The 13,862-nt window shown below is 72.4% G+C and carries 14 protein-coding genes; 9 read left to right on the top strand and 5 right to left on the bottom strand.

Annotated elements, in window-relative coordinates; all coding sequences use genetic code 11:
• Positions 1–98 precede the first annotated feature (98 nt).
• Positions 99–344: a DUF3311 domain-containing protein gene (locus tag ACA514_RS17020; RefSeq protein ID WP_375042113.1), complete on the top strand. Its 246-nt coding sequence runs from the start codon at positions 99–101 to the stop codon at positions 342–344.
• On the top strand, positions 341–1,975 hold the full coding sequence (gene mctP / locus ACA514_RS17015) for a monocarboxylate uptake permease MctP (protein WP_375042112.1): 1,635 nt from the start codon (positions 341–343) through the stop codon (positions 1,973–1,975). Before ACA514_RS17020 ends, mctP begins: the two co-directional genes overlap by 4 nt.
• Positions 1,976–2,131: 156 nt before the next feature.
• Here the strand turns inward: mctP and ACA514_RS17010 are convergent, their stop codons facing one another.
• Together ACA514_RS17010 and ACA514_RS17005 are read right to left on the bottom strand one after the other, a co-directional pair.
• Positions 2,132–2,644, bottom strand: coding sequence for a GNAT family N-acetyltransferase (locus tag ACA514_RS17010; protein ID WP_375042111.1), 513 nt, complete (start codon positions 2,642–2,644; stop codon positions 2,132–2,134).
• Positions 2,645–2,687: 43 nt separating this feature from the next.
• The gene (locus tag ACA514_RS17005; RefSeq protein WP_375042110.1) at positions 2,688–3,752 is read right to left on the bottom strand and encodes a phosphotransferase family protein; all 1,065 of its coding nucleotides are present in this window, start codon (positions 3,750–3,752) and stop codon (positions 2,688–2,690) included.
• 117 nt (positions 3,753–3,869) lie between these two features.
• Between ACA514_RS17005 and ACA514_RS17000 the strand changes: the two genes are divergently transcribed.
• From ACA514_RS17000 to ACA514_RS16980, 5 genes are all read left to right on the top strand, one after another.
• Positions 3,870–5,162, top strand: coding sequence for an acyl-CoA dehydrogenase family protein (locus ACA514_RS17000; RefSeq protein ID WP_375042109.1), 1,293 nt, complete (start codon positions 3,870–3,872; stop codon positions 5,160–5,162).
• Entirely contained in the window at positions 5,159–5,788 is a 630-nt protein-coding gene (locus ACA514_RS16995; protein ID WP_375042108.1) for a helix-turn-helix domain-containing protein, read from the top strand. The genes ACA514_RS17000 and ACA514_RS16995 overlap by 4 nt, the downstream gene beginning before the upstream one ends.
• 92 nt (positions 5,789–5,880) lie before the next feature.
• Entirely contained in the window at positions 5,881–6,243 is a 363-nt protein-coding gene (locus ACA514_RS16990) for a VOC family protein (RefSeq protein WP_375042107.1), read from the top strand.
• 164 nt (positions 6,244–6,407) lie between these two features.
• The gene (locus ACA514_RS16985; RefSeq protein ID WP_375042106.1) at positions 6,408–7,850 is read left to right on the top strand and encodes a hypothetical protein; all 1,443 of its coding nucleotides are present in this window, start codon (positions 6,408–6,410) and stop codon (positions 7,848–7,850) included.
• Positions 7,847–9,001, top strand: a complete 1,155-nt coding sequence (locus ACA514_RS16980) for a hypothetical protein (protein WP_375042105.1) — start codon at positions 7,847–7,849, stop codon at positions 8,999–9,001. The genes ACA514_RS16985 and ACA514_RS16980 overlap by 4 nt, the downstream gene beginning before the upstream one ends.
• Before the next feature lie 30 nt (positions 9,002–9,031).
• On the opposite strand, the gene ACA514_RS16975 is transcribed toward ACA514_RS16980, so the two are convergent.
• The 3 genes from ACA514_RS16975 to ACA514_RS16965 form a co-directional block, all read right to left on the bottom strand.
• Positions 9,032–9,847, bottom strand: coding sequence for a PIG-L family deacetylase (locus ACA514_RS16975; protein WP_375042104.1), 816 nt, complete (start codon positions 9,845–9,847; stop codon positions 9,032–9,034).
• Between the two features lie 67 nt (positions 9,848–9,914).
• Positions 9,915–10,769 carry a class II glutamine amidotransferase gene (locus ACA514_RS16970; RefSeq protein WP_375042103.1) on the bottom strand — a complete coding sequence of 285 codons (855 nt, stop codon included), beginning with the start codon at positions 10,767–10,769 and terminating at the stop codon, positions 9,915–9,917.
• Between the two features lie 57 nt (positions 10,770–10,826).
• Positions 10,827–12,281: an amino acid permease gene (locus ACA514_RS16965; protein WP_375042102.1), complete on the bottom strand. Its 1,455-nt coding sequence runs from the start codon at positions 12,279–12,281 to the stop codon at positions 10,827–10,829.
• Between the two features lie 136 nt (positions 12,282–12,417).
• On the opposite strand from ACA514_RS16965, the gene ACA514_RS16960 reads away from it, so the two are divergent.
• Both ACA514_RS16960 and ACA514_RS16955 read left to right on the top strand, forming a co-directional pair.
• Entirely contained in the window at positions 12,418–12,918 is a 501-nt protein-coding gene (locus ACA514_RS16960; RefSeq protein WP_375042101.1) for an HAD domain-containing protein, read from the top strand.
• Positions 12,919–13,072: 154 nt separating this feature from the next.
• Positions 13,073–13,834: an SDR family NAD(P)-dependent oxidoreductase gene (locus tag ACA514_RS16955; protein ID WP_375042100.1), complete on the top strand. Its 762-nt coding sequence runs from the start codon at positions 13,073–13,075 to the stop codon at positions 13,832–13,834.
• The last annotated feature ends 28 nt before the right edge of the window (positions 13,835–13,862 follow it).

The raw sequence follows: 13,862 nt of genomic DNA, 5'->3' as shown, positions 1-13,862 counted from the left end.
AATCGCCCGGGGGCTGGTGCCCGCGGTTCGAAGATCGCAATATTGCGGGGGCGACATTCGCCCCGGCCGCTCGTTCCCCCGGCCCTGGAGGTCAGTCCGTGAGTGAAACGTCCCCCGCCCCCGAACCCCCGCCCCGCACGTCCGCGGCCCGCAAGGCGGTCGCGGGCGTCCTGCTGGTGGCGCCCTTCGTCGTGTACCTGGCCGTGCCGACCTACGCCAAGGACGGCCCGCACCTGGCCGGCTTCCCGTTCTTCTACTGGTGGCAGCTGCTGTGGGTGGTGCTCACGGCCGTCTGCATCGGCGGCGCCCACCTGCTGACCCGGAAGCGGGGTGCGGCGAAGTGAAGGACGTCAACGGCGTCGAGCTGACCATCTTCGTCGTCTTCTTCGCGGTGGTGACCGCGGTCGGCTTCGCCGCCGCGCGCTGGCGCCGCGGCCAGACGATCATGCACCTGGACGAGTGGGGCCTCGGCGGGCGGAGCTTCGGCACGTTCGTCACCTGGTTCCTGCTCGGCGGCGACCTCTACAGCGCCTACACCTTCGTCGCCGTGCCCTCCGCCGTGTTCGCGGGCGGGGCGATGGGCTTCTGGGCCGTTCCGTACGGGGCGATCGCCTACCCGATCGTGTTCCTGATCGGCCCGCGGCTGTGGTCGGTCGCGCACCGGCACGGCTACGTGACCGCCGCCGACTTCGTCCGCGGCCGGTACGGCTCGCGGTCGCTCGGTCTCGCCATCGCGCTCACCGGGATCCTGGCGATGATGCCGTACATCGCGCTGCAGCTCGTCGGCATCCAGGCCGTCCTGACGGTGATGGGCGTGTCCGGCTCCGGCTGGGCCAAGGACCTGCCGCTGTTCATCGCGTTCGCGCTGCTCGCCGCCTACACCTACACCTCGGGGCTGCGGGCGCCCGCGCTGATCTCGTTCGTCAAGGACGCGCTGATCTACATCGTCATCATCGTCGCGATCGTCTACATCCCGACCAAGCTCGGCGGCTGGGACGGCATCTTCGACAAGTCCGCCGCGGCCCTCGCCAAGCCGAATCCGGCGACGGGCAAGCCGTCCGGGTCCCTGTTCACCAACGACATGACGCACTGGGCGTACGGGACGCTGGCGCTCGGGTCGTCGCTGGCGCTGTTCATCTACCCGCACAGCGTGACCGGTGCGCTCGCCGCCGGGCGCCGCGACGTCATCCGGCGCAACGCGGCGCTGCTGCCGGCGTACTCGCTGCTGCTCGGCCTGCTCGCGCTGCTCGGCTACATGGCGCTCGCCCACCCCGGCGTCGTCGCCGCCGTCAAGCACGCCGGCAACCCGCAGCTCGCGGTGCCGGAGCTGTTCGACCAGGTGTTCCCGGACTGGTTCGCCGGCGTCGCGTTCGCCGCGATCGGGGTCGGCGCGCTGGTGCCCGCCGCGATCATGTCGATCGCCGCGTCCAACCTGTTCACCCGCAACGTCTACACCGCCTACATCCGGCCGGACGCCTCGCCCGAGGAGGAGACCCGGGTGTCGCAGCTGGTGTCGCTGCTGGTGAAGCTGGGCGCGCTGGTCTTCGTGCTCGGCTTCGACAAGTCGCTCGCCATCAACCTGCAGCTGCTCGGCGGCATCTGGGTCGTGCAGACGTTCCCCGCCATCGGCATCGGCCTGTACACCCGGTGGCTGGACCGCTGGGGCCTGCTGGCCGGCTGGGCCGCGGGCATGGCGTACGGGACGTACACCGCCTACGACCAGTCGTCGGCGACGCAGAGCCACTTCGGGTCGCCGCTCGCCGACATCCCGTTCGTCGGCCACACCGGCTACATCGCGCTGACCGCCTTCGTGCTCAACATGGTCGTCGCGGTCGCGGTCACGCTGGTCGTGCGGGCGCTGAAGGTGCCGGCCGGCCAGGACGAGACGAGCGCCGACGACTACACCGCCGACGCGGGCGACAGGCTGGCCGCGCCGGAGGACCCGGCGGGCGAGCTCACCGGCAGTTCCGCCTGAGGGAACGGCGCGGCCGGAGGGCCGCGCAGACCGGTGGGACGGGGCGAGCGGCTCGGTCGCCGTCCGTGCGGCGTAAGGGCGTCACCGACTGCCCCGCTCCCACCGGTCCCTTCCAGACTGCGCCCCGCCCGCCGCGATCCGCAAGGCGGGCGGGGATCAGCCCGCGGCGTCGACGCGCTGGGCGAGCAGCCGCCCGGGCCAGTCGCCGACCTCGAACTCGGCGACCGTCTCGAACCCTTGCCGCCGGTAGTACTCGACGAGCCGCCCGTCCCCGCCGCCGTAGCAGTCGACGCGCAGCAGCCCGGCGCCCCGCGCCCGCGCCAGCCGTTTCGCCTCGCCGATCAGCGTTGACCCGACGCCCCGCCCGGCGAACGCCCGGTCGGTGACCAGCAGCGTGATGTACAGCTCCGGTTCGCCGGCCTCGCCGATGTAGGACGGCGGGCGCGGGGCGACCGCCATGACCCCGGCGGGGCGGCCGTCCGCCTCCGCCACCAGGATCTCGTCGTCGCGGGCGATGCCGGCGATCCGGTCGACCCGGCGCGGGTCGCCCGACCACGGCTCGGCGCCCCACTGGCCCGTCCGCCCGTCGCTCGCCAGCCACGCGACGGCGCCGTCCAGCATCGCCATGATCACGGGCGCGTCGTCCGGCCCGCCCTTGCGGATCTCCATCGCGGCACCTCCCACCCGTGATCATCCCATCAGCGGGGGACGGTCAGGAGGCGATGAACGCCTGCGCCCGCCGGAACAGCCCGAGCGTGATCGAGTGCAGCAGGTCGCCGGTCTCCTTCGGCGCCTTGCCCGCGAACGCGCGGGCGTGCGTGCCCTCCAGCACGATGCCGAGCTTGAAGCAGGCGAGCACCGCGTACCAGGTGATCGACGACAGGTCGCGGCCCGCCACGGCCGCGGCACGCCCGGCGTAGGCCTCGACCAGCTCGTCCGTCGCCGGCAGGCCCCCGGCGGCGCCCAGCGGCCCGGCCAGCAGCGCGCTCTCGTCGCCGAGCCGCGGCCAGGTGGCCAGCAGCCAGCCGAGGTCGAGCAGCGGGTCGCCGACCGTGCACATCTCCCAGTCGACGATGGCCGCGACCTCCGGCCCGCCGAACGCGTACATCAGGTTGGCCAGGTGGTAGTCGCCGTGCAGGATGCCGGGCCGCCACGTCGTCGGGCGGCGATCCTCCAGCCAGCGCGCCACGTCGTCCACGCCCGGGATCTGCGGGCCCGGGTAGCCGTCCAGCGCGCTGTAGGAGTCCAGCTCCGACAGCCACCGGCTGACCTGCCGCTCCAGGAAGCCCTCCGGCTTGCCGAAGTCGCCCAGGCCCGCCGCCTCGTGGTCGACCGCGCCCAGCGCCGACAGGGCCCGCGCCGCGTTCAGGCCCATCTCGTGCCGGACGGACGCGTCGCCGGCGTGCAGGTCCGGCAGCGTCACCGACGCGTTGAAGCCCTCGACCGGCGTCATCAGGTAGAACACCGCGCCGTTCATGACGGACTCGTCCGGGCAGGCCGCGATCAGGCGCGGCGCGGGCACGTCGGTGCCGTCCAGCGCCGCCAGCACGCGCGCCTCGCGGCGCAGCACGTCGTTGGTCCGGGCGCGCAGGTGCGCGGGACCGCGCCGCAGCACGTAGTCCCGGCCGCCGCGGCGGAAGCGGACCAGCGTGTTCTGCGTCCCGCCGGTCAGCGGCTCGACGTCCTCGAACGCGCCGCCCGGCAGCCCCTGACCGTCCATCCACCCGGCCAGGACGGCGAAGTCCACGAGGGCGGGGTCGATCTGCTCAGGCTGCACGGCGGTTCCCTTCGGGCACGGTGGTCTACCGGAGAGTAACAGTCATGCACTTGCATTATTCATTGAGACGGCCCGATTATTCGGGGGACGGAGCGCACCGACCGCAGGAGGCTCGCGATGGCCTGGGACTTCGAGACCGACCCCGCCTACCAGGAACTTCTCGACTGGGCGGACGCGTTCGTCCGCGACGAGGTCGAACCCCTCGACCTCGTGCTGGGCGACCCGTACGACAAGTCCGACCCCCGCTACAAGACGATCGTCCGGCCTTTGCAGGACCAGGTCCGCGAAAAGGGCCTGTGGGCCTGCCACCTCGGCCCCGAACTCGGCGGGCAGGGGTACGGGCAGGTGAAGCTGGCCCTGCTGAACGAGATCCTCGGACGGTCCCGCTGGGCGCCGTCGGTGTTCGGCTGCCAGGCGCCCGACTCCGGCAACGCCGAGATCATCGCCCACTTCGGCACGCCCGAGCAGAAGGAGCGCTACCTGCGCCCGCTGCTGGACGGCGAGATCTCCTCCTCGTACTCGATGACCGAGCCGCACGGCGGCGCCGACCCGACCCTGTTCACCACCCACGCCGTCCGCGACGGGGACGGCTGGGTCATCAACGGCGAGAAGTGGTTCTCCTCCAACGCCCGGCACGCCGAGTTCCTCATCGTCATGGCCGTCACGAACCCCGACGTGTCCGCCTACGAGGGCATGTCGATGTTCATCGTCCCCGCCGGGACGCCCGGCCTGACCACCGTCCGCAACGTCGGCGTCGGCGGCGAGCGCGAGGGCTCGCACGGCTACCTGCGCTACGAGAACGTCCGCGTCCCGGCCGAGAACCTCCTCGGCGAGGAGGGCGGCGCGTTCGTCATCGCGCAGACGCGTCTCGGCGGCGGCCGCATCCACCACGCCATGCGCACGATCGCGCAGGTCCGCAAGGCGTTCGACATGATGTGCGAGCGCGCCGTGTCCCGGCAGACCCGGTTCGGCCCGCTGGCGAAGATGCAGATGACCCAGGAGAAGATCGCCGACAGCTGGATCGAGATCGAGCAGTTCCGGCTGCTGGTGCTGCGCACCGCCTGGCTGATCGACAAGCACAAGGACTACAAGAAGGTCCGCAAGGACATCGCCGCGGTCAAGGCCGCGATGCCGAAGGTGTACCACGACGTCGTCCAGCGGGCCATGCACCTGCACGGCGCGCTCGGCGTGTCGAACGAAATGCCGTTCGCCGCCATGATGCTCGGCGCGGAGGCGATGGGCATCGCCGACGGCCCCACCGAGGTCCACAAGATCACCGTGGCGCGGCAGCTGCTGCGCGACGTCGAGCCCGTCGAGGGCCTGTGGCCGTCCGGGCACCTGCCGACCCGCCGCGAGGCGGCCCGCGCCCGCTTCGCCGACGCTCTGGAACACGCTATAGGTAACGAATGAACGAGACGCGGGAGCGACTGCTGGACGCGGCCGAGCGGCTCTACGCCGAGCGGGGGATCGACGCCGTCAGCCTGCGCGAGATCGTGCAGGCGGCCGGCGCCCGCAACGCCACGGCCGTGCAGTACCACTTCGGCGACCGGGCGGGGATCGTGCGCGCGATCCACGCCCGGCACGCCCCGGAGGTCGAGGCGCGCCGGCACGCCCTGCTCGACGCCTACGAGGCGGACGGCGAGCGCGACCGGCGCGCGCTCGCCGCCGCCCTCGTCCGCCCCATGGCCGTCTGCCTGCGCGACGAGTCGGGGCGGGCGTTCCTGCAGATCTGGGCGGACGGGCTGAACCGGCTGCGCCCCGTCGCCGACGACGCGGCCGACGCGGCCGACAGCCTGCACCGGTGGCGCAGGCTCGTCGAGCCCGTCCTGGAGGAGGACGCGGCGCGGCTGCACCGCCGGTTCACCGCGATCCTGTACGCCGCGACCGAGCTGGCCCGCCGCGCCCGCACCGGCCCCCGCACCGACGACCGGCTGTTCACCAGCTACCTGATCGACGTCGTCGCCGCGATCCTGAGCGCGCCCGTCTCCGAGGAGACGCGCCGCCTCGCCGACGAGCGCGACGCCGCCCGCCGCTGACCCCGCCCGTCCCGCGGCTCCCATTCGTCCAAGACGCGCCGGGGAGGCGGCGCGGAGACTGGGCATGCCATCGGACGACCAGGGAGGATGACATGACCAGTGAGATCCGGCGGACGTTCTACCCGCTGATCGCGACCGCGGACCCGCAGAAGTCGATGGAGTGGCTGGAGAAGGCGTTCGGCTTCGTCCCGCACGAGGTCTACCGGAACGACGGCGGCGACATCGTGCACGCCGAGATGCGCTACGACACCGGGATCTTCATGTTCGGCGCCGGCGTGCAGGTCAAGGCGGCGGTCTACGTCGCGGTCGACGACCCGGACGCCCACCACGACCGCGCGAAGGCGGCCGGCGCCGAGATCTTCCGCGGCCTCGCCGACACCGACTACGGCTCGCGCGACTACGCCGCCCGCGACCTGGACGGCAACGAATGGTACTTCGGCACCTACCGCCCCTGACACGAAAAACGCGGAGCCCGCCCCCGTATCGCGGTGTTACGGTGCGGGGGCCGGCCGCGGGACTCCGGTGCGACTTCCGGAACTTGCCTTTCACGCGATGATTCGCAGCTCGCGCCTCCCTTCCCCGGCCGGCACCCCGAACCCCCGGCCACCGTTGGGAAGCGATGAGCGAGACGTTCGCGGACCTGATCGCCTGCGAGGACGCGCTGATGTTCGTCAACGCGGCGATCACCTCCACCGGGCAGCGGGAGTTCCACCACCACCCGGGCGAGCAGCACCTCTCCCTCGAATTCCTGCACGCCTACATGCTGGAGAACTACCGCGAGATCTACGCCGCGGCGCTGGCGCTCGACGTGAACGACCACAACGCGGCGATCATCGTCCGCAACCTGCTGGTGCGGGCGGGCGGCGCCGGCGCGGAGCAGCGCCGGCTGGAGGGACGGCTGATCGCGCGGCGGCTGAAGCTGATGCCGCGGCAGCGTGTGTACCGGCTGATCCGCGAGCTGCGCCGGCTGAAGGTCAACAACCGGCGGACGCGCGCGATCATCCGCGACTGGCTGGCCGGCCGCGCCGACCCCGCGTTCGACGCGGTCAAGTACCGCGCGGGCGTCAAGACCGCGATCCGCCACGCCCACGTCGAGCCGGACGGCGAGCTGCGCGACTTCCTGTTCGCCCCGCACCGCGTCAAGGCCTACGAGACGCCGATCTTCGAGCGGTGGCGCCGCGCGCACTACGAGAAGGCCGCGCTGTACGAGCTGCCCTACACGGTCGCCGAGGGGTTCGCCGCCAAGCACGGCGTCCCCCGCGAGGTGTTCCTGGAGCGGATCGCGCCGCGCCTGACACGCCTGGAGCGGCTGCGCCTGCAGGAGAGCGCGCGGGAGGCGAAGGCCGGTGCGGTCGCCGCGGACCTGACCGTGATGCCGCTGACCCGGCTGGCCTCCTACGTGCTGTCGCTCCCGCTCGACGACCGCGCCGACCGCCGCGCGGAGCTGACCGAGGCGCTGCGGACGGCGGCCCGGCGCGTGGCCGGCGCCGCCCGCGGCTCGTGGGGCAGGGTCGCTGCCGTGCTGGACGACAGCCACTCCTCGACCGGCTCCGGGCAGAAGCGGCGCCGCCCGCTGGCGGTCGCGCTCGCCGCGCACTACCTCCTGGAGGCGCTGGCGAAGGAGTACGTCCCGCTGTGGACGTCGGGGCGCACCGACGAGCTGCTGGTCTACCCGTTCGGGCCCACTCCGCTGGGCGAGCGGATCCTCGACGCGCTGGAGGCCCGGCCCGAGCGGCTCATCATCATCTCCGACGGCTGGGACAACGCGCCGCCCGGCCTGGCCGCGGACGTCCTGCGGATCTGGCGGACGCGCCTGGACACCGGCCACCGGCTCGCAGCCGGGCAGCGGGTCCTGATCGCCCACCTCAACCCGGTGTACGACGCCGACGACTTCGACGTGCGGCGGCTGTCGCCGTCCGTGCCGACCGCCGGGATCCGCGACGCCGAGGACCTGCCGACGCTGGTCGAGCTGGCCCGGTTCGCCGAGGGGCGGGTCGGCCTGGCCGGCCTGCGGGCCCACCTGGACGACCGGACGGCCCGCTTCCTGGGGGAGAGCGCATGACGTTCACGCTGGACGGCCTGGAGACCAGGCCCGCTCAGGCCTGGGGTTCGATCCGGCTCGTCCCGCTCGTCCGGGACGAGCCCGTCCCGCACCTGCGGCTGCACCGGAAGGCCTACGAGGAGCCGGTGTCGGTCGTGGACGTCGGCGACGGGACCGCCTACGTCGCGTTCGTCCCGCACGCCTTCGTCGCGGACTGGAGCGACGGCGACCCGACCCGTTCCGCGGCGTACGGGACGCGCCTGCTGGAGCGGGACACCGCCGCCGCCCCGCCGCGCATGCCCGTCCGCTTCACCCGGCGCATGGCGCGGAAGGCCGGCAAGGACCGGCTCCGCTTCCTGCCCCTGCACCTCGCCGTCGAGGGCTACCTCGCGCTGCACTTCGGCGGCCCCGAGATCGTCTGGGAGGAGTGGTCGAGGCGGGCGGTGGCGCGCGGCCTGTCGCCGCGGTGCGAGGAGACCTACCTCGGGCTGCGGGTGCGCGGGCTGGAGGACGCGCTGCGGATCTTCGAGATCCACCCGGGGCAGTGCGGCGTGCTCGTCTACGTGGCGGACGCCCTGGCGAGCGCGTTCGTCGTGCCCCATCCGGGCGACTACCGGGCCCTGCACGCGACGCTGGTCGAGGACCTGTTCGGCGAGCTGATCTACAAGTACGGCCTGCTCGGCGCGCCGGCCGGCGACCTGTCCGCGCCGATCGACGGCGCCGGCATCACCTCGATCCACGACCTGCGCGCCGCCGCGTCCTGCCGCCGCGAGGAATGGGCGGCGTTCCACGACGCGGTCATGGCCGGCGACCTGTTCGACGAGGAGGGATCGACGCAGCCCGTGCAGCGGATGTACGGGTTCCGGCTGTCACGGTTCCTGCCGTCGTTCGGGCTGCGCAAGGAGAACCACATCGGCGAGACGATCACGGACGATGAGGGCCGCGTCGCCTACCTGAAGACGTTCCGGCTCTCGGACACGCAGGTGCGCCGCGGCTACCTGCTCAAGCGGCTGGCCGGGAACCGGTGGCGGCTGGACGCGACGGCCGCCGCCCTCGGCATCGGCGGGGCCGCCCTGGCGCTGCGGCTGGAACGGGCGGGCTTCGCCTCCCTGCTGCGCCAGGACGTCCTCGACCACTACCGGGCTCAGGCGCGGCGCGCGGCCCCCGCCTGAGCCCGCCGCCCGGGCCCGCGGCGCTCGGCGTCAGCGCAGGCCTGCGAAGAGGTCGTCCTCGGTGGCGGGGGCGGCGTCGACGCGGTTGAAGTGCCGGATGAACGTCTCGTTCGAGAAGACCATGTGCTGGACCTCCTCGGGCAGGCGCAGGAAGAAGATGTTCTCGCCCTGGCTCGCGTGCGCCTGCAGGGCCTTGACCTTGCGCGCGGCGTAGGGGGAGACGTCCACGGCACTGGTGATCATCTCGTCCGGGACGCCGAAGTCGTCCGGGGGCTCGAAGCCCAGGTCGAGCCCCGCCGACTTCGCGACCTCGAACATCCGCGCGACACCGGACCGGGGGATCGCGGTGTAGTACAGCTTGTCCGGGATGCCGGTCTTCTCGGTGGCCGCGACGGCGATGCGGTGCGCCTGGATGTGGTCGGGGTGCCCGTAGCCGCCGTTCTCGTCGTAGGTGACGACGACCTGCGGGCGGTAGCGCTCCATCAGCTCGGCCAGGCGCCCGGCGGACTCCTCCAGCGGGACGTTCGCGAAGGCGCGCGGGTCCTCGTTGGTGGACCAGCCCTCCATGCCGGAGTCGCGGTAGCCGAGCAGCTCCAGATGCTTCACCGCGAGGATCTCCGCCGACTCGCGCACCTCGGCGAGCCGGCGCTGCGCGACCTCCTCGGCGTCGTGGCCGGGCTCGCCCGGCTTCACGCCGCCCGAGTCGTCGCCCTGCTCGCCGTTGGTGCAGGTGACCAGCACCGTCCGGATCCCCTCGGCGGCGCACCGCGCGAGCAGCCCGCCGGTGCTGAGGACCTCGTCGTCCGGGTGGGCGTGGACCGCCATCAGGGTGAGTTCGTGCTCCATTGCTCCGGGACTCCTCAAGGGCGCTCGTCCGACCCGGTCAACCCTACGTGCCCGCGGGTGAAGCGGATCACGTCTGGGACGTGGCCTCGGTCACCGAGAGATCGTCGGGGGTCACCCGGTGGGCGGGCCGGTCGAACGGGAACAGCGAGGTGGCGGTCGAGCCCTCCGCGACCAGCAGCTCGCCGGGCTCCAGCAGCCGCCAGCCGGGATCGTCGTCCATCCGCTCGCTGGCCAGGACGTGGGCGGCCGCGCGCTCGCGGTGCGCCGCCACGTGCACCCGGCCGGGCTCGCGGCCGGACGACAGGTGGCAGGCCGCCTCGTCCTCCTCGAGTTCCTGCTCCAGCACCCACAGCTCATGGGTGTCGGGGTAGCGCAGCGCCCACAGCCGCCCCGACTCGGCGAGCAGGATGTTCAGCGCGAAGACCGGCACCTCGGCGGCGATGCGACGGACGGCGGCGATCAGGCCCGCGGCGGTGTCGCCGTGCCGCCGGATCTCCGCCGTCACGTAGGCGAAGACCAGCTCCGAATCGGTGTGCCCCTGCACCGGGGCGCGCTCCACGTCGGTGAGCCAGGAGCGGATCACATCGAGGCCGCGGACCATCCCGTTGTGCGCGAACAGCCGGTCGTCCATGACGAACGGGTGCGAGTTGTGCACCTCGGGCCTGCCCGTCGAGGCGTACCGGACGTGCGACATGAACGTGTGGGAGACGATCTCGCGGGCCTCGGCGTTGAAGTCGGCGTCCTCGAACGCCGCGATGGGCGCGCGGTCGCGGACGGGCTCCCCGCCGAGCGAGAACCAGCCGAGGCCCGTCCCGTCGGGCATCCGGCGGCTCTGGGAGTTCAGGCTGTCGGGGGCGTCCAGCAGCCAGAACGTGGCGTGCACGCGGGGCCCGCCGGTCGTCATCCCGAACAGTCGGCACATGCCCCCACGATGCCCGCCCGGCCGGGGGCGAACCGGCCGCGGCGGGTCAGGGATCGGTCATTCTTCCGCCGGGGCCCCCGCGCGGGACGCCCGGACGGCCGCGATGCGGCCCCGCGCGCAGAACCAGCCGGCCACCAGCGCGGCGATGATCAACGGGACGGCCAGCACGGTGTTGTGCCCCTCGCCGTCGCGGTCGAACCACATCAGCACGACCACCGAGGCGAGGAAGACGAGCGTGACGATCTCGGTGACCGGCGAGCCGGGCAGCCGGTAGGACGGCCGGCGGAGCGCCCCCTCGCGGGTCCGCCGGACGAACAGCAGGTGCGCGATCATGATCATGGCCCAGGTGCCGAGGACGCCGATCGCCGCGAAGTTCAGCACGATCTCGAAGGCGTCCTTGGGGACCCACGCGTTGAGCCCGACGCCGAGCACGCAGATCGCCGTGGTCAGCAGGATGCCGCCGTAGGGCACCTGCGACCTGCTCATGGCCGTGGTGAAGCGGGGCGCCGAGCCGGCCGCGCCGAGGGAGCGCAGGATCCGGCCGGTGGAGTACAGCCCGGAGTTGAGGCTGGACAGCGCCGCGGTGAGCACGATCAGGTTCATCACGCCGCCCGCGGCGGGCACGCCCAGCTTGCCCAGCACGGTGACGAACGGGCTCTCGCCGTCCTTGTAGGCGCTCCAGGGCAGCAGCATCGTGAGCAGCAGCACCGACCCCACGTAGAACACCAGGATCCGCCAGACGATCGAGTTGATCGCCTTCGGCATGACCTTCTCGGGGTTCTCGGTCTCGCCGGCGGCGACGCCGACCAGCTCGGTCGAGGCGTAGGCGAACACGACGCCCTGGACGACCACGAGCATCGGCAGCACGCCCTTGGGGAAGACGCCGCCGTGGTCGAACATCATCATCGGCCCGGCGTCCTGCGCGCCGACCTTGTGGCCGGTGACCACCAGCACGATGCCGACGCACATGAACGCCACGAGCGCGCCCACCTTGACGATGGAGAACCAGAACTCCATCTCGCCGAAGATCCGCACCGAGATCAGATTGATGGTGACGACCACCGCGAGCGCGATCAGCGCCAGCACCCACTGCGGGATGCTCGTGAACATCTTCCAGTAATGGATGTACAGCGCGATCGCGGTGATGTCGACGATGCCGGTCGTGGACCAGTTGAGGAAGTGCATCCAGCCGGCGACGAAGGCCCCCTTCTCGCCCATGAACTCGCGCGAGTAGGAGACGAACGACCCCGACGAGGGGCGGTGCAGGACCAGCTCGCCCAGCGCCCGCACGACCATGAACGAGAAGAACCCGCAGACCGCGTAGGCGATGGCCAGCGACGGGCCGGCGCTGGCCAGCCGCCCGCCGGCGCCGAGGAACAGCCCGGTGCCGATGGCCCCGCCGATCGCGATCATGTTGACGTGGCGGGTCTTGAGGGACTTGCGGTAGCCGGCGTCCCCGGCGTCGACGTGCGACGTCCCGGCCGGCGCCGTCCTCAAATCCTGGTCGCTCACGCCTCGTTACCGCCTCTCCACAGGGTGTCGCCTCGATGGGCCCGGTGCAGTTTCGGTCATGGAGCCAAAACTGTCAAAACGCTGCCCGAAATGACCTTGATGTAACTTCCCTTCCGCATGCCGTAGGTTCTCGGGTATGGGGTCGCCGCTGGTGCTGCTGGACGTTGACGGAGTGCTCAATCCGTTCGAAAGGCCGCACCGGGGCTACAAGCGGCACCGGTGTTCGCCCAACGGCGTCACCTACCGCCTGTGGCTGAACGCCGCGCACGGCCCGTCCCTGCTCGAACTGGCCGAATCCACCGGGGCCGAGCTGGCCTGGGCGAGCTACTGGTGCGACAACGCCAACGAGTGGATCTCGCCCCGGATCGGGCTGCCCGAACTGCCGTTCGTGCCCATCCCGCGGTTCCCCGGCATCGAGGAGGGGCGCACACTCGGCGCCTGGAAGGCCCGGCACGTCGCGGCGTGGGCCGAGCGGCGGCCGTTCATCTGGTTCGAGGACGAACCGGACGCGACGGAATGCATCGCCGCCGAGGAGGGCGCGGGCGAGCACCTCCTCGTCGCCGTCGACCCGCTGGTGGGCCTCACCGACGACGACCTCGAAACCGGCGCCGCCTGGCTGCGCGCTCGCGCCCGCTGAGGCGCAGACCAGTACGTCACCCGCAGGTCGGTGGGGTCTCCACATCGCCGGGCCACAACCGGGAGGGCAGCTCTTGTCAGGGCCCGCTTACGTCGGCGGACGGCCGGCGGGCAGGATGGTGCTCCGCGTTCCGCGACCTGACGAAGGAGTGTCCATGAGTTCTCTCGCCGGCCGTACCGCCCTGGTCACCGGGGGCAGCCGGGGGATCGGCCGCGCCATCGCGCTGGCCCTGGCCGCCGACGGCGCCCGGGTCGCGATCGCCTACCGGCGCGACGAGGAGGCGGCCCGCAAGACCGTCGCCGACATCGAGGCCGCCGGGGCGGCGGGGCACGCCGTCCAGGCGTCCGTCGACTCGCTCGACGACTGCCGGGCGCTCGCCGCAGCGGTCGAGGAGGCGTTCGGCGCACTGGACATCCTCGTGCACAGCGCCGGGATCGCCAGCCGCGGCGCCACCGTGGCCGACACCGACCCGGCCGAACTGGAGCGGGTGCTGCGCGTGCACGCCTTCGGCCCCCACCACCTCAGCCAGGCGCTGATCCCGCTGATGCGGCGCGCGGACCGCAGCGACATCGTGTTCGTGTCCAGCGTGGTCACCGACCTGTTGCACGCGTCCTCGGGCCCCTACGCGATGGGCAAGGCCGCCCAGGAGGCGCTGGCGCAGGTCCTCGCGAAGGAGGAGCGCGCCAACGGCATGCACGTCAACGTGGTCGCGCCCGGCGTCGTGGACACCGACATGGGGCGGCGGCTGGTGCGCGCCACGATGGGGGTCGACGACATCCGGCAGGTGGACGCCACGTTCCCCTACGGGCACGTCTGCACACCCGAGGAGGTCGCCGACGTCGTCCGGTTCCTGGTGTCGGACGGCGCGTCCTACGTGACGGGGCAGCGCATCGTCATCGACGGCGGCACGTTCTAGCCCGCCGGGCCGGCGGCCGCCCGGCTGG

The organism is Actinomadura sp. NTSP31, assembly GCF_041951385.1.
GTDB classification, from domain to species: domain Bacteria; phylum Actinomycetota; class Actinomycetes; order Streptosporangiales; family Streptosporangiaceae; genus Spirillospora; species Spirillospora napierensis.
This window is presented reverse-complemented; position numbering and strand designations above follow the sequence as displayed.